We start from the raw sequence: 15,502 nt of genomic DNA on the forward strand, positions 1-15,502 counted from the left end.
CCGCCCACCTGTGACCTTTAGGGCCGCTCCGTTTTGGCGCGGCCTTTCCTTACCCGCCGTCCGGCCCGCGCCGGACGGTGCCTTACCGGAGTCGAGCCCGTGTCCGATCGTGATCCCGTCATCTCTTGCCACAACCTTTGGAAGGTGTTCGGCACGGGCCGCCTGCCAGCCCTATCGCCCGCCACCTCGGCCGAAGAGTTGCGCGCCAGCGGCCATATCACGGCCGTGCGCGATGTCTCGCTGACCATCGAACGCGGCGAGATGCTGGTGGTGATGGGCTTGTCGGGTTCGGGCAAATCCACCCTTGTGCGGTGCCTTGCCCGGCTGATCGATGCGACCAGCGGCCGTGTCATGGTCGAAGGCCGCGATATCGGCGCGATGACCGAGGCCGAATTGATCGACCTGCGCCGCCGAAAGATGGGGATGGTGTTCCAGAGTTTCGGCCTGCTGCCCCACCGCACCGCGCTGGAGAACGTGGCCTTTCCGCTGGAAATGCGCGGACAGGACCGTGCGTCGCGCATTGCCCGCGCCACCGAGATGCTGTCGCTGGTCGGCTTGCAGGGGCGCGAGTCCTATTTCCCGCGCGAACTTTCGGGCGGCCAGCAACAGCGCGTCGGCATCGCCCGCTCGCTTGCCGTGGAGCCGGACATCTGGTTTCTCGACGAACCCTTTTCGGCGCTCGACCCGCTGATCCGGCGCGAGATGCAGGATGAATTCCTGCGCCTGAAAGCCATGGTCGCCAAGACCATCGTCTTCATCACGCATGACTTCGACGAGGCGATCCGTCTGGCCGACCGCATCGCCATCATGAAGGACGGCATGGTCGAACAATGCGACACGCCCGAACGCATCGTCATGGCGCCGGCCACCGAATACGTGGCCAAGTTCACCTCGGCCATCGACCGCGCCCGCGTGGTGCGGGCCGGAGCACTTGCCCGCCCCGTGCAAGGCCGCGCGGTCGAAGGCGCAGCCCTGTCGGGGCATTCCACGTTGCACGAGATCGCCCGCCTTATCGTCTGCGACCCGCGCGACCATGTGCCGGTCGCCGCCGCCGATGGGGGCCTGATGGGATTGATGGACCGCAACGAGGCGCTCGACATCCTGCTGGGACCGGCCGCATGACCGTGGCCACCCTGCGCCCTGCGTCTTTCACCTTTGATCAGCGCCGCACCGCGCAGGCGCTTTTGCTGTTTGCAGCCGTGCTGACGGTTGGCCGGAATGTGCTGCCCGACGCCCTTGTCCGTCTGCCGGAATGGATGGTCATTCCCTTCGCGCATTGGATCAACACGGTCTTTGCCTTTGCCCGCGACGACCTTGGCCTGATGTCTTTGACCCGCGCCTTTTCCGAGGTGGTGGAATTCTGCCTCGATGTCACGGCCAACCTGCTTTACGGCAAGGCCCGCTGGCCCCGCCTTGGCCCGATCCCGTGGGTCGTGGTTGCGGGTACCGCCGCAGTCGTGGGCCACGCCTTGGGCGGCAGGCGGCTTGCCATCCTCGCAGGGGGTACCTTTGTGTGGATCGCGCTTATGGGCCAATGGCAATGGGCGATGGAGACGCTTTCGGTCATCGTGGTCGCGGCGCCGTTTTCAGTCCTGCTGGGCCTTGCGCTTGGCACGCTGGCATGGCGGTTCCGCATGGCCGAGCGCATCCTGAATCCCGCCCTGAACATCGCGCAATCGCTGCCGCATTTCGCCTATATGATTCCGGTCGTGGTTTTCATCGGGGTCGGGCCGAAGGCAGGCGCCATCGTCACCATCATCTTTTCGGTCCCGCCGATGATCCGGCTGACCTTGCTTGGTCTGCGGGGCGTTCCGTCCGAAATCATCGAAAGCGGCAAGATGTCGGGGGCGACGCGCTGGCAGCTTATGACCCGCGTGCGCCTGCCTGCCGCGCGCACCGAACTGCTGATCGGAGTCAACCAGGTCATCATGCAAAGCCTTGCCATGGTGGTGCTCGCCTCGTTCATCGGCATGCCCGGACTGGGGCAAAAGCTGTTGCAGCTGTTGCAGGCGCTGAAGATCGGTCTTTCGGTCGAGATCGGGCTGACCATCGTGCTGCTTGCCATATTGCTCGACCGGATGACCAAGGCCTGGGCTTACCGCCAACCCGTCCACCCTGCGGCGGGCGCGTCATGGGCCAAGCGTCACCCGCATCTGCTGGCATGGCTGGTGCTGACTGCGGCCGGTTTCGCGCTGGCCAGCTTGCATCCCTATTTCGTCGAGGTCGAACGCAAACAGGCGCTCAGCCTTGCCGGTCCGGTGGATGCGGGCGTGGACATGCTGCTGACCGTGGTGGCCCCCGTTGCCGACTGGCTGCGCTGGTTCCTGATCACATGGGTGCTGATCCCGCTGCGCGACGCCTTTTTGTGGCTGCCCACCACCGCTGTCCTCGTCTTCGTCGCGGCCATTGGCTGGCGGGTGGGAGGGCGGCGATCGGCGCTGGTCTGTCTTGGGTTCATCCTGCCCATCGCGCTGTCGGGCTGGTGGGACCGGGCCATGATCACGATCTACATGGTCACGGTCTCGGTCGTCCTTGCGCTGCTGATCGGCGTGCCGCTGGGGCTTTATGCCGCTGCACGCCCCAAACGGGCGGCGCGTGCGCTGCTGTTCTGCGATACGTTGCAGACCTTTCCAAGCTTCATCTATCTGATCCCCGTCATCATGCTTTTCGGCGTGAACGATGTCGCGGTGATCGCCGCCGTGGTGGTCTTTGCCACGGTCCCTATCCTGCGCTACACCATCGAAGGGCTGCGCAACGTGCCCCCCGAACTGGTCGAGGCCGCCGAGATGTCGGGGGCCAGCCGCGCGCAGATGCTGCGGCATGTGAAGCTGCCGCTTGCGGTGCCGACGCTGCTGGTCGGGGCGAACCAGTCGATCATGTTCTCGCTTTTCATGGTGATCATCGCGGCCTTCATCGGAACGCAGGATCTGGGGCAGGAAATGCAACGCGCCCTTTCTTCCGCCGATGTGGGCAAGGGTCTGGTCCTGGGGTTTGCGGTCGCCTTCATCGGCCTTTTGGCGGATCATGTTCTGCTTACCTGGTCCTGCAAGCGCGTGGCCCTGCTGCGAAGCCAGACATCCTGAACGCCGCGTGCTTGCCCGCCGCGTCACGCCCGGTTCCGAGCCGAAGATGGCCAAGGACACGGCTTGTACCGAACAGGCGGGCACGTTGATCCGCAACCTGCTGGAAGATGCACGACGCGATATGCCGATACTTGCGCCGCACGATCTGGGCGGGGTATCTGACATCGCCGGATCGGGTCTTTCGTTCGACGAGGAACGGCATGCCTGACACAGACAAAATGTATAAAAGCGGGCCAGAACTGGTAAGTACAGGTTCGAGGCGCAAGAGGTTGGACGATGGGATCTTCCATAAAAGAAGGGATTTCGGTGGTCCGCGATGCCCACCGCCTGTCCGTCGCTCCGATGATGGACTGGACTGACCGGCATTGCCGTTACTTCCATCGGCTGATGACGAAGCGCGCGATGCTTTATACCGAAATGGTGACGGCGCCAGCGGTGGTGCATGGGCCGAAAGAGCGGCTTTTGGGCTATTCGGACGCCGAGCATCCGGTGGCCTTGCAGCTTGGCGGGTCAGATCCTGCCGAGCTTGCGGCGGCGGTTCGGCTGGCGGTGCCCTTCGGCTATGACGAGATCAACCTGAACGTGGGCTGCCCTTCGGACCGCGTGCAGTCGGGATGTTTCGGGGCCGTGCTGATGGAGCGGCCCGCGCTGGTGGCCGATTGCGTGGCGGCGATGCTCGATGCGTCCGACGTGCCGGTGACGGTGAAATGCCGGATCGGGGTGGATGACCAAGACCCCGAGGTGGTCTTGCCCGATTTTCTGGCCCGCGTCAGCGCGGCGGGGGTGACGCATTTCATCATCCACGCCCGCAAGGCATGGTTGCAGGGTCTGTCCCCCAAGGAAAACCGCGAGATTCCGCCGCTCGACTACGATCTGGTCAAGCGGATGAAGGCGCAATTTCCGCATCTGACCATCTGCATCAACGGCGGGATCGCCTCGCTCGACCTTGCGCGGGAATTGCTGGATGCGGGGCTTGACGGGGTGATGCTGGGCCGTGCCGCCTATCACGATCCGGGGTCGGTGCTGGTCGGGGCCGATGCGCTATGGGGCGATACGGGGGGGCTGGATGCCTTTGCCACGGTCGAGGCGATGAAGCCCTATATCGCGGCGCATCTGGAAAGCGGCGGGCGGATGCACCAGATCACGCGCCACATGCTGGGCCTGTTCCATGGCCGCCCCGGGGCGCGGGGCTGGCGGCGGGTGCTGTCGGAAGGCGTGGCCAAACCCGGCGCGGGGCTGGGGCTGCTTGACCTTGCACTGGCAGAGGTGATGCGCGAGGCTGCCTGACGGCGCGCCAGCGCGATCCAGCTTAGCGGCGCGCCAGCGCGATCCAGCTTAGCGGCGCGCCAGAGCCAATCGGCCCATGGCAAAGGACAGCACGCCGCAGATCGCGATCGCGGCGAGCATCGGTGTGGCGCTGCCGTCGAAGAACGGGCCTGTGGCCGCGATCATCGCGCCGCCGGCCAGCATTTGCAGCGTGCCGCCCAGCGACGAGGCGAGGCCCGCGATATCTCCGTGATCGTCGAGCGCCATGACCATGGTCGTCGGGATCACGAGGCCAAGGAAGGCATTGGCCACAAACAGCCCTGCGATGCAGACGGGCAGGGTGACAAGCCCCATGAGCGCAAGCCCGAAAAGCCCGAGGGTCGAGAGCGCGAAGCCCGAGCTTGCCACCGTCAACACCCGTTTTGCGCCGTAGCGCAGGCCAAGCGTTCCGGCGGCCTGGCTTGCCGCGAAAAAGCCGATGGCATTGACCGCGAAGGCCAGCGAAAAGCCGGTGGGCGACAGGCCGAAATCCTGCGTGTAGACAAAGCTCGCGCTGGCGATGAAGACGAAGAAGCTCGCCATGCCGAAGCCGCCAAGGAAGGTCAGCCCCATGAAGCTTCGGTTGGCGAGAAGGCGCCTTGCCCCGCGCAGCGTGTCGCCCATGTCAAACGGCTGGCGGCTTTCGGCGGGCAGGGTCTCGGCTTGCAGGAAGGTCAGGATGGCAAGGCTGACGACGCTGGCCAGAAGCAGGATGCCGAAGATGCCGCGCCATCCGGCCACCGCCATGACGCCCGATCCTGCCAGCGGCGCCAGCATGGGCGAGACCGAGATCACCAGCATCACCGCCGCCATCAGCCGCGTTGCGGCATGGCCGGTATACATGTCGCGGATGATTGCACGGGGCACGACCATCAACGCTGCCCCGCCAAGGCCTTGAATCGCGCGGCCGGCGATCAGCGTCTCGATCGACTGGGCAAAGGTGCACAGGATCGACCCTGCGACGAAGATCGCGATTCCGGCATAAAGCGGCGGTTTGCGGCCAGACCGGTCGGCCCATGGACCATAGACCAGTTGGGCAAGGCCGAAGGCGATGAAATAGGCGGTGATGGTGGTCTGCATGTCCTGCACGCTGGCGTTCAGCGATTGGCCTATGGCCGGCATGGCGGGCAGATACATATCTATGGCAAAGGGTCCGATGCAGGACAAAAGGCCAAGCACGAGGGCAGGGCGGGCGATGCGGTCTGTCATGGGAAACGGCCTTCGTGAAAATCGGATGGCAGGGATACGCCTTTTGCGGACGAAGGGCCAGAGGGGACGGCTATGACGGTTCGGGAGACGGCTTTGGAGACGGCTTTGGAGACGGAAGCAGGCTTGGACCCGGGCGCGGGCTGGCGGCGGGCCAGCGGGGCAGGGATCGCGGCTTGGGCACGGGCGGCGGCACCCTTGGCCGAGGCTGCGGTTGCCACCCCGGCCGAGCCATGGCGCTGCGGCGGGACGTGGTTTGTCGGGCTGGATGCGCTGGACAACGATACCCGGGGGACGGTGGGGGCCACAGATTTCCCTTGGGACGAGGTTGGGCTGGCACCCACGGCCTTGCACCGCGCGCAGGTTTCGGTGGTGCGGCCGGGCTATCCGCAGCCGTCGCCCGACGAGACCGAGGCCGGCTTCCGTTTCCGGCTGAACCGCGATTCGGCGCATCTCGACGGGCTGATCGCCGAAGGGCCGGAAAAGCGCCGCCGCGTGGTCGAACCGCATCGCTGGATCATCGGGTTGCCGCTGAACGCCGCCGATGCGGGAGCATCGCCGCTGGTGGTGTGGGAAGGCAGCCACGAAATCATGCGGGCGGGGCTGCTGGCCGCGTTGCAGGGCGTGCCAGAGGCGGATTGGGGCGCCGTGGATATAACAGAGGCCTATCAGAAGGCGCGCAAGCGCGTCTTTGCCGAATGTGCCCGTGTAGAACTGCCCGGCGTGCCGGGCGAGGCGGTGGTGCTGCACCGGCTTTTGGTGCATGGCGTGGCCCCGTGGGCCAAAGGCGCGCGGGCGGCGGGCGAAGGGCGCATGGTCGCCTATTTTCGCCCTGTCATGGGCTCTGTGGGCGCGTGGCTGCTGGCGCCCTAGGGATGGTGGGTGCAGAGCACCCACCCTACGGGCGACGGGGCTAAGGCCAACGGGGAGCGGACGGTGAAACGGGAGATGGCGGGCCGCAGGGCCGCAATTGGCCCAGATGCCCTTCCGTATCACGCGACTTTCAGGATGCCGCAGGTGCGGCAATCAGCCCAGCCGCCCCATCCGTCCGCCACGGCGCTTGGCAAGGCGCGGGGCGCGCGAGGGGAGTTCGGCCATGATTGCCGTGCGTTCTGTTGCGGTCATGCGCGACCACGCCGAGATTTCGTCGATGCTGCGCAGGCAGCCCACGCAGATGCGTTCGGCCGGATGGATGGTGCAAAGCTTGACGCAAGGCGACTGCACCTCGTTCCTTTGCCAGACGTCATCCTTCACTGCTGCTCTCCTGCGGTGCGGCGTCGGCTGCCTTGCGGGCCATATGCCCCATGCGGTCCAACGCTCCTTGCAGGATATAGCCCGCGGCGACCTGATCGATCACCTCTTTGCGACGCTTTCGCGATGTATCCGCCTCGATCAGTGATCTTTCTGCCGCAACGGTCGACAGCCGTTCGTCCCAATAGGTGATCGGCAGGTCGGTCAGACGCGACAGGTTGCGGGCAAAGGCGCGGGTCGCCTGCACGCGGGGGCCTTCGGAGCCGTCCATGTTCAAGGGCAACCCGAGGATCAGGCCGTGGATGCCGCGCTGCGTGCAAAGCGCCAGCAACGCAGCCGCGTCGGCGGTGAATTTCACCCGGCGGATCACCTCGATCGGGGTGGCGACCGACCGGCGCAGGTCGGAGATCGCGACTCCGATGGTCTTTTCGCCAAAGTCCAGCCCCGCGATGGCGCGGTTGGGCGAAAGGACGGCCGCGAAACCGGCGATATCCTCGACGATCACGGGGTCAGACCCGCATTCAGGGCGGCTTCCTTGAGGAAACCTTGTTCGCTTTCCCGGCCCTCGAATTTCACCAGCGCCTCGGCATAGATCTTTTGCGCCTCGTCCTTGCGGTCTAGAACGCCAAGCGAGGTGATGAGCTTGGCCCAATCCTCGACCTCGCCGCCCTCGGCGGCAAGGCGTTCGGAGAGTTGCGCCACCATTCCCGTGATCATCTCTTGCCGCGCTTCGGGCGTCATGTCCCGGGCTGCGGCCACGGCACCGGCATCGGGGCCTTTGGCTTCAGGCAGGGTAAAGTTGATCCCCGCCCGCATCGCCACGTCTTCGATCTGGGCGCGGATCGGCGCGACCCATGGTGCATCGGCGGGGCTGTCGAGAAGCGGTTGCCACAATGCGAAGGTGCGGTCGAAGCGCCCCACCTGCGCGGCCATCAGCCCGTAGTAATAGCGGGCGGTGGGGTTTGCCGCGTCAAGCCGAAGCGCCTTTGTCAGTTCCGCCTCGGCTTCGGGCGACACGCGGCCATCGGCGGCCATGACCATCAGTTCGCCTAGCGCCGCATGGTCTTCGGCGGTGGCGCCGGTGCCTTTCAGAGTGACCAACCGCTCCATCGCCTGACGGGCGGCGGCCAGATTGCCCAGCCGTGCCTCGTTCGCGGCCAGAAGCTCCAGGCCCTGCCGGTCATCGGGGCGGGCTTTCACGGCGGCGCGCAGCTCGTCCATCAGCTTGGCGAAGGCGGGGTCGACCGGAGCGGGAGCAGCAGGGGCAGGGACGGCGGCTTCCATTTCGGCCTGCGGCGGGCGCTTGGCGCGCAGATCGTCGGACATGGCAAGGCGTGCGGCCAGCGGCAAGTCGGGATAGCCGGGCGCGCCGATCCGGTCGTAGACGACATAGGCCCCGGCAAGGATTGGCAGGGTCACGGCCAATGCCGCAAGTCTGCCGCTGCGGGCAGGGGCGGCCGAGGCTTGCGCGGTCCGGTCCGCACCGAGCAGGCGGCGCGAGATTTCGGTCCGAAGCCTATCAGCCTCGTCCGGGGCGAGGGTGCCGCGTGCAAGGTCGCTATCCACGGCGGAAAGCTGGTCGCGGTAGACTTGCAGATCGTAAGATGCGGCGGGTCCGACATCGGCGCGGGCGCGAAAGCCGGCCCGCAGCAGGCTTGCCGCTACCGCCAGACCTATCGCTGCGGCTGCAAGCCAGAATTGCCAGTTTTCCATATGCGACCCGTCCTGTCCGACCCGCGCCAACCGGGGTTCCGACGCCCATGTAATGCTTTCGGCACCGCTGAAAAAGCCTGCGATACGGGAAAGTGACGCATTTGGCGGCACCGCTGCGCTTTGTCGCGCATCTTGTCGCATTTTTCCCGATTGTGCCGCTTGCGGGGGTGGAGCATCGGGGGCATTTCCACGACAAGTGCGACAACACGACCGGCGCCACGGGGGACCGACCATGAAACGCTATTCCGTCTTTGCCATTGCCCGCGAAGCAATGCGCCATCACAGCGGATGGGAGCGCGCCTGGCGCAGTCCCGAGCCGAAGAAGCAATACGATGTCATCATCGTGGGCGCAGGCGGGCACGGGCTGGCCACGGCCTATTACCTTGGCAAGAACTTCGGCATCACCAATGTCGCGGTGATCGAGAAGGGCTGGCTTGGCGGCGGCAACACAGGTCGCAACACCACGATCATCCGGTCGAACTATCTGCAAGACCCGTCGGCTGCGATCTATGAAAAGGCCCGCAGCCTTTACGAGACGCTGAGCCAGGACCTGAACTACAACGTCATGTTCAGCCCGCGCGGCCTGCTGATGCTGGCGCAGACCCATCACGAAGTGCGCGGCTATCTGCGGACAGTTCACGCCAACGCGCTGCAAGGCGTGGAAACCCAGTGGATCGACGCGCAGCGCGTCAAGGAACTGGTGCCGATCATCAACATCGACGGGCCGCGCTATCCGGTTCTGGGGGCGCTGTATCAGGCGCGTGGCGGCACGGCGCGGCACGATGCGGTGGCATGGGGCTATGCGCGGGCCTGTTCCGACATGGGCATGGACATCATCCAGCAATGCGAGGTCAAGGGCGTGCGCTCGGAAGGCGGCAACGTCACCGGCGTCGACACGACCAAGGGCTTCATCGGCTGCAAGAAGCTGGGTATCGTGGTTGCGGGCCATTCGGGGCAGGTGGCCGAGATGGCTGGGTTCCGCCTGCCTGTCGAAGCGGTCGCCCTGCAGGCGCTGGTGTCCGAACCGATCAAGCCCTGCATGGATGTGGTCGTGATGGCCAACACCGTGCATGGCTACATGTCGCAATCGGACAAGGGCGAGATGGTGATCGGCGGCGGCACCGACGGGTTCAACAACTTTACCCAGCGCGGGTCTTTCCACCATATCGAGGAAACGCTGCGCGCGCTGATCGAGACCTTCCCGATGATCTCACGCCTGAAGATGCTGCGCCAATGGGGCGGGATCGTGGATATGACCGGCGACCGTTCGCCCATCATCTCTAAAACCCCGCTCGGCAACTGCTTCATGAACTGCGGCTGGGGCACCGGCGGGTTCAAGGCCATTCCGGGGTCGGGCTGGGCCATGGCCGAGTTGATGGCCAAGGGAGAGCCGGGGGCCTTGGCGAAAGATTTCAGCATGTGGCGCTTCAAGGAAGGCCAGTTCATCGACGAGTCGGTGGCGGCAGGGGTGGCGCATTGACGGGCCTGACGGAGAACCAAGATTTTTCTGCGAAAAATCTTGGCGTGGAACATGTGACGGAAGATTTTTCGGCGAAAAATCTTCGGGCGGGGAAAATTCTTCGGGAAGAATTTTCCGGTGCGGAAATTGCGAACGGGGTGACAAATGCTAATCCTTGAATGTCCCTATTGCGGCGTCAAAGCCGAAGAGACCGAGCTTTCGCCGGGCTACGAGGCGCACCTGAAACGCTTCGGTCCCGGGTCGTCCGACGAGGAATTCGAAAGCTACATGTTCGCCCGCAAGAACCCCAAGGGCGTGCATTTCGAGCGTTGGCGCCATGCCTATGGCTGCGGCAAGTGGTTCCTTGCTGCCCGCTGCACCGCCACGCTGGAAGTGTTCGGCACCTATCCCGCGCAATCATCCGAACCGCCCGCCGATCTGGTGGCAAAGATCAAGGCCAAGCGGCCTGACTGGAAGGGTTACAAATGAGCACCCGTCTTTCAAAAGGCGGCCGGTTGATCGACCGCTCCGCCGCAACCGATTTCTCGTTCAACGGCAAAAGGCTGAAAGGCTTCAAGGGCGATACGCTGGCGGCAGCTCTGCTGGCGAATGACCAGATGCTGGTCGGCCGGTCGTTCAAATACCACCGCCCGCGCGGCATCGTCGCTGCCGGACCGGAGGAACCCAATGCGCTGGTCAATCTGGGCAAGGGCGGGCGGTTCGAACCCAACCAGCGCGTCACCACGACCGAGCTGTTCGACGGGCTGGAAGCGACCAGCCAGAACCATTGGCCCAGCCTCGAATTCGATGTGGGCGTGGTGAACAACTATGTCGCCCGCTTCCTGCCCGCAGGCTTTTACTACAAGACCTTCATCCACCCGCGCCCCTTCTGGAAGCACGTGTTCGAGCCGATCATCCGGCAGTCGGCGGGTCTTGGCAAAGCGCCCAAGGATCGGGATGCGGACCGCTACGAACAGGCCTATGCGTTTTGCGACCTGCTGGTCGTAGGCGGGGGGATCGCCGGTTTGCAGGCGGCGCTGGTTGCGGGCCGTGCCGGTGCGCGGGTTCTGGTGCTGGAACAGACCGCGCATTGGGGGGCCGTGCGCCTGTCGATGCCGAGGTGATCGACGGCCAGCCTGCCGGTGACTGGGTGGCCGAAGCGGTCGCCACGCTTTCGGCCATGGAAAACGTGACGCTGAAAATCCGCACCGCAGGGTCTGGCGTCTATGACCACGGCTATGTTCTGGCCGACGAAAAGGTGGCCGACCATACGCCGGGCGACGGGCGGCCCAAGCACCGCCTGTGGCGCATCCGTGCGGCCAAGATCCTGACGGCGACGGGGGCGATCGAGCGGCCGCTGTCGTTCGCCGGAAACGATATTCCGGGCGTGATGCTTGCGGCTTCGGTGCGCGACTACGTGGTGAACTATGCCGTGTCGCCGGGGGATCGCACGGTCATCGTGACCAACAACGACGACGCTTACCGCACCGCGATTGCGCTGAAGGAAGCAGGTCTGTCGGTTCCTGCCATCATCGACGCGCGCGCATCGGTGACCGGCGAATTGCCTGCCAAGGCTCGTGCCCTCGGTATCCGCATCGAGGCGGGGCGCGGCATCGCCAAGGTGCTGGGGGCCAAGCGTGTCACCGGCGTCGCGATCTGTCTGCAAGCGGGCGAGGGCGCGGTGATCGACGAGATCGCTTGCGACGCCGTCGCCATGTCGGGCGGCTGGTCGCCGGTCGTCCACCTTTACAGCCATTGCGGCGGCAAGCTCGTGTGGGACACCACGCAGGCCCATTTCCGCCCCGATGCCACCAAGCCACCGATCAACCATGACGGCGGCGCGATGGTCTATGCCGCAGGCATCGCCAATGGCGCGATGACCACCGCCGCCGTTCTGGCAGATGCCGACGCGCAGGCGCAGGTCGCCTTGGCGACGCTTGGCATGAAGCCGAAGAAGGCCAAGCTGCCCGAAGTGGCCCCCGTTGTGGAGGCCGCGATGGAAGCGGTCTGGATCATGCCGCAGGGGGCAACCCAGGCGTTGAAATCCAAGATGTGGCTCGACTACCAGAACGACGTGAAGGTGTCGGACGTACAGCTTGCCGCCCGTGAGGGGTATGAATCCGTTGAACACACCAAGCGATACACCACGCTGGGCATGGCGACCGATCAGGGAAAACTGTCCAACATCAACGGCTTGGCGGTGCTGGCCGGTGCGTTGAACGAAGACATCCCGCAGGTCGGCACCACCACCTTCCGCCCGCCCTATACCCCCGTCACCCTCGGCGCGCTGGCGGGCGAGGCGCGGGGCGAGATATTCCAGCCCCTGCGCCGCACCCCGATGCATGGCTGGCATGAAGCGCAGGGCGCCTATTTCGAGCCCGTGGGCCTGTGGCGCCGCCCCTACACCTTTCCGCGCACCGGCGAGACCCATGCACAGGCGGTGCACCGCGAGGTGCTCAACACCCGCGCCAAGCTGGGCCTGCTCGATGCCTCGACCCTTGGCAAGATCATCGTCAAGGGGCCGGATGCGGGGCGCTTCCTCGACATGCTTTACACCGGTGTGATGAGCACGTTGCCCGTGGGCAAGTGCCGCTACGGGTTGATGTGCAACGAACAGGGCTTCCTGTCCGATGACGGCGTGGTTGCCCGCATCGACGAGGAAACCTGGCTGTGCCACACCACATCCGGAGGGGCCGACCGCATCCATGCGTGGATGGAGGATTGGCTGCAGTGCGAATGGTGGGACTGGAAGGTCTATACCGCCAATGTGACCGAGCAATATGCCCAGATCGCCGTGGTGGGACCGAATGCCCGCAAACTGCTGGAAAAGCTGGGCGGGATGGATGTGTCCAAGGAAGCCTTGCCCTTCATGGGCTGGGTTGACGGCACCTTGGGCGGTTTCCCCGTCCGCGCCTATCGCATCTCGTTTTCGGGCGAATTGTCCTACGAGATCGCGGTTCCGGCCAGCCACGGCCTTGCGTTCTGGGAGGCATGCCACACTGCGGGGGCCGAGTTCGGCGCCATGCCTTACGGCACCGAAGCCTTGCACATCATGCGGGCCGAAAAGGGCTTTATCATGATCGGGGATGAAACCGACGGCACGGTGATCCCGCAGGATCTGAACCTAGACTGGGCGATTTCCAAGAAGAAGGAAGACTTCCTTGGCAAGCGCGGCCAAAGCCGCACCTATCTTGCCAGCCCCGACCGTTGGAAACTGGTGGGCTTCGAGGCGCTGGACGGATCGGTCATTCCGGACGGGGCTTATGTGGTCGATGCAGGCTTGAACCCGAACGGGCAAAGGAATGTGCAGGGGCGCATCACCTCGACCTACATGTCGCCCACACTGAAAAAGGGCATTGCCATGGGGCTTTTGAAGCACGGCCCCAAGCGGATGGGCGAAGTGGTCGAATTCGGCACGTTCAAGGACGGGGTCAAGGGAACGCTGAAGGCGCGGGTGGTCGATCCGGTCTTCTTTGACAAGGACGGGGAGAAGCAGAATGTCTGAACCCACCAGCGCGCTCGGTGGCGCAACCTACGCCGGCTTTGCGAACGTCCGCGAGATCGGCCCCTTGGGGATGATCACGCTGCGGGCCAAGGATGTGGCGGGGCTGGCCGATGCGGTCAAATCGGTCACCGGCACCCCGCTTCCGGCAGTCCGCAAGATCGAGGTGGCGGGCGAGTGTGCCTGCGGCTGGATGAGCCCGGACGAATACCTGATCGTGCTGCCCTATGCGGGAGTTGCGGCGGCCATCGCTTCGCTCGATGCTGCGCTGAAAGGCCAGCACTTCCTTGCGGTCGACGTGTCGGATGCCCGCGCGGTGTTCCGCGTCGAAGGGGCCAAGGCGGCGCAGGCCTTGGCCAAACTGTCGCCCGTCGATTTCGCCACGCTGGAAAAGGGCGAATTGCGCCGCACCCGCGCTGCACAGGTCGCGGCGGCCTTCTGGCAGCAGGGTGACGGCTTTACGGTCGTCTGCTTCCGCTCGGTCGGGCGCTACGTCTTCGACCTGCTGGCAAGCTCGTCCATGCCGGGGTCGGAACTGGCCTAGACTGCCGCGAGGCACCGGTGACAGATCAAAGGGGCGGGCGCGAGCCGGCCCCTTTTTCTGCTCTCTCCCTGAAGTTGTTGACTATGCCGCTGCGAATGGGCGACGATTGCAGCGTTGGTGTTGCTATGGTGGTCCTTATGCGTACTGTTTTCTTCGGTCTGGCGCTGCCTTGTGCCGGAATTGCCTCTCCTGCCTCGGCCTCGGTGATCGAGTGCCAGATGGAGCAGATGGGCATGAACATGGGGTGGGTCGCACCGACGATCGCGCTCAACCAAGACGTTGGTGCAGCGACGGCAAAGGTCAGTGACGGAATTATCCTTTTCTTGGCCGGTGCGCCCGTCGATGCCAAGGTGGCGACCGACAATGCCAAGCGCACCACCTATGTCTGGGAGATCAAGACACAGGACGGATCGGGCCAGAACGGCAAACTCCTGTATCGCATGACCCTGATGAAGGCCGACCTTTCGGCGCGCATCAAGGTGATCCCGCAAGGCTACGGCAACAATTTCGATGCGGGTGGCCGCTGCAAGCCGCTAAAGGCCTGACTGCCGGGCCGCCCTGTCGCATCTTTGGCTTTCATGCTCGCCCAAATATCCTCGGGGGAGCCGCGGCACGCGGCGTGGGGGGCGGAAAGCCCCCCCTTCGCGCGGGGAAGGGCGCCGCAGGTGGGCGCGGGGCGCGATTTTTCGCAGAAAAATCGGGGTGGAGCAAAAGCGCCCGTGTAAGGGTTGACCTCGGGTCGACTTGCACCCTTATTGCAGAGCAAGAATTCCCGCCGAACAGGAGAACCCAAATGGCCTTCACCCTTCCCGATCTGCCCTATTCGCACGACGCTCTGGCACCGCTCGGCATGTCGCGCGAGACGCTGGAATACCACCACGACCTGCACCACAAGGCCTATGTCGACAACGGCAACAAGCTGGTCGCCGGGACCGAGTGGGAAGCGAAATCGCTGGAAGATGTGGTGCGCGGCACCTATCAGGCCGGTGCCGTGGCGCAGAATGGCATCTTTAACAATGCCTCGCAGCACTGGAACCACAACCTGTTCTGGGAAGTGATGGGTCCGGGCGAGAACAAGGCGATTCCGGGTGCGCTGGAAAAGGCGCTGACCGAATCCTTCGGGTCGGTCGCCAAGTTCAAGGAAGACTTCGCCGCTGCCGGTGCCGGGCAGTTCGGTTCGGGCTGGGCCTGGCTGGTCAAGGACGCGTCGGGTGCGCTCAAGGTCACCAAGACCGAGAACGGCGTGAACCCGCTGTGCTTCGGGCAGACCGCGCTTTTGGGCTGCGATGTGTGGGAACATTCCTATTACATCGACTTCCGCAACAAGCGGCCGGCCTATCTGACCAACTTCCTTGAAAAGCTGGTCAACTGGGAAGCCGTCGCAGCGCGTCTCTGACGGCGCTGCGCCTTCTTTCGAAGGATGAAAAGAAACCTTGTCA

General features: G+C 64.6%; 15 protein-coding genes and 1 pseudogene. 12 read left to right on the plus strand and 4 right to left on the minus strand.

What is annotated here, in order from left to right:
- Positions 1 to 99 precede the first annotated feature (99 nt).
- The 4 genes from HYN69_RS06675 to dusA all read left to right on the plus strand — a co-directional run bounded on the left by HYN69_RS06675 (position 100) and on the right by dusA (position 4,370).
- Positions 100 to 1,122 carry a quaternary amine ABC transporter ATP-binding protein gene (locus HYN69_RS06675; RefSeq protein WP_108435053.1) on the plus strand — a complete coding sequence of 341 codons (1,023 nt, stop codon included), beginning with the start codon at positions 100 to 102 and terminating at the stop codon, positions 1,120 to 1,122.
- Positions 1,119 to 3,083 (plus strand): ABC transporter permease, encoded by a 1,965-nt coding sequence (locus HYN69_RS06680; protein ID WP_108435054.1) that lies wholly within the window; start codon positions 1,119 to 1,121, stop codon positions 3,081 to 3,083. Before HYN69_RS06675 ends, HYN69_RS06680 begins: the two co-directional genes overlap by 4 nt.
- Positions 3,084 to 3,129: 46 nt before the next feature.
- Positions 3,130 to 3,291, plus strand: coding sequence for a hypothetical protein (locus HYN69_RS06685; RefSeq protein ID WP_159082382.1), 162 nt, complete (start codon positions 3,130 to 3,132; stop codon positions 3,289 to 3,291).
- A 134-nt stretch (positions 3,292 to 3,425) separates the two neighbouring features.
- The gene (gene dusA / locus HYN69_RS06690) at positions 3,426 to 4,370 is read left to right on the plus strand and encodes a tRNA dihydrouridine(20/20a) synthase DusA (protein WP_230426555.1); all 945 of its coding nucleotides are present in this window, start codon (positions 3,426 to 3,428) and stop codon (positions 4,368 to 4,370) included.
- A 48-nt stretch (positions 4,371 to 4,418) separates the two neighbouring features.
- Here dusA and HYN69_RS06695 read toward each other — a convergent pair whose 3' ends face one another.
- Positions 4,419 to 5,597, minus strand: coding sequence for a multidrug effflux MFS transporter (locus HYN69_RS06695; protein ID WP_108435057.1), 1,179 nt, complete (start codon positions 5,595 to 5,597; stop codon positions 4,419 to 4,421).
- 72 nt (positions 5,598 to 5,669) lie between these two features.
- Between HYN69_RS06695 and HYN69_RS06700 the strand changes: the two genes are divergently transcribed.
- Positions 5,670 to 6,467: a hypothetical protein gene (locus tag HYN69_RS06700; protein WP_230426516.1), complete on the plus strand. Its 798-nt coding sequence runs from the start codon at positions 5,670 to 5,672 to the stop codon at positions 6,465 to 6,467.
- A gap of 153 nt (positions 6,468 to 6,620) precedes the next feature.
- Here HYN69_RS06700 and HYN69_RS06705 read toward each other — a convergent pair whose 3' ends face one another.
- From HYN69_RS06705 to ccmI, 3 genes are read right to left on the minus strand one after another with little or no spacing between them, the layout of a single operon-like run.
- Positions 6,621 to 6,848: a DUF1289 domain-containing protein gene (locus HYN69_RS06705; protein ID WP_108435058.1), complete on the minus strand. Its 228-nt coding sequence runs from the start codon at positions 6,846 to 6,848 to the stop codon at positions 6,621 to 6,623.
- Complete coding sequence (gene ruvX / locus HYN69_RS06710; RefSeq protein WP_108435059.1) at positions 6,838 to 7,350, minus strand: Holliday junction resolvase RuvX; 513 nt, start codon at positions 7,348 to 7,350, stop codon at positions 6,838 to 6,840. The genes HYN69_RS06705 and ruvX overlap by 11 nt, the downstream gene beginning before the upstream one ends.
- Positions 7,347 to 8,699, minus strand: a complete 1,353-nt coding sequence (ccmI, locus tag HYN69_RS06715; protein WP_230426517.1) for a c-type cytochrome biogenesis protein CcmI — start codon at positions 8,697 to 8,699, stop codon at positions 7,347 to 7,349. Before ccmI ends, ruvX begins: the two co-directional genes overlap by 4 nt.
- Positions 8,700 to 8,790: 91 nt before the next feature.
- Between ccmI and HYN69_RS06720 the strand changes: the two genes are divergently transcribed.
- The 7 genes and pseudogenes from HYN69_RS06720 to HYN69_RS06745 all read left to right on the plus strand — a co-directional run bounded on the left by HYN69_RS06720 (position 8,791) and on the right by HYN69_RS06745 (position 15,459).
- Positions 8,791 to 10,038, plus strand: a complete 1,248-nt coding sequence (locus HYN69_RS06720) for a sarcosine oxidase subunit beta family protein (RefSeq protein WP_108435060.1) — start codon at positions 8,791 to 8,793, stop codon at positions 10,036 to 10,038.
- A complete protein-coding gene (locus HYN69_RS20515; protein ID WP_159082383.1) occupies positions 10,035 to 10,196 on the plus strand; it encodes a hypothetical protein in 162 nt (53 codons plus the stop codon). The genes HYN69_RS06720 and HYN69_RS20515 overlap by 4 nt, the downstream gene beginning before the upstream one ends.
- A complete protein-coding gene (locus HYN69_RS06725; RefSeq protein WP_108435061.1) occupies positions 10,183 to 10,506 on the plus strand; it encodes a sarcosine oxidase subunit delta in 324 nt (107 codons plus the stop codon). The genes HYN69_RS20515 and HYN69_RS06725 overlap by 14 nt, the downstream gene beginning before the upstream one ends.
- Positions 10,503 to 13,522: pseudogene (locus HYN69_RS06730) on the plus strand (sarcosine oxidase subunit alpha family protein). Before HYN69_RS06725 ends, HYN69_RS06730 begins: the two are co-directional and overlap by 4 nt.
- Positions 13,515 to 14,063 carry a sarcosine oxidase subunit gamma gene (locus HYN69_RS06735; RefSeq protein ID WP_108435062.1) on the plus strand — a complete coding sequence of 183 codons (549 nt, stop codon included), beginning with the start codon at positions 13,515 to 13,517 and terminating at the stop codon, positions 14,061 to 14,063. Before HYN69_RS06730 ends, HYN69_RS06735 begins: the two are co-directional and overlap by 8 nt.
- 137 nt (positions 14,064 to 14,200) lie before the next feature.
- Positions 14,201 to 14,608: a hypothetical protein gene (locus HYN69_RS06740; protein ID WP_159082384.1), complete on the plus strand. Its 408-nt coding sequence runs from the start codon at positions 14,201 to 14,203 to the stop codon at positions 14,606 to 14,608.
- 248 nt (positions 14,609 to 14,856) lie between these two features.
- Positions 14,857 to 15,459 (plus strand): superoxide dismutase, encoded by a 603-nt coding sequence (locus tag HYN69_RS06745; RefSeq protein ID WP_108435064.1) that lies wholly within the window; start codon positions 14,857 to 14,859, stop codon positions 15,457 to 15,459.
- The last annotated feature ends 43 nt before the right edge of the window (positions 15,460 to 15,502 follow it).

It is taken from the genome of Gemmobacter aquarius (genome assembly GCF_003060865.1).
Classification (GTDB): domain Bacteria; phylum Pseudomonadota; class Alphaproteobacteria; order Rhodobacterales; family Rhodobacteraceae; genus Paragemmobacter; species Paragemmobacter aquarius.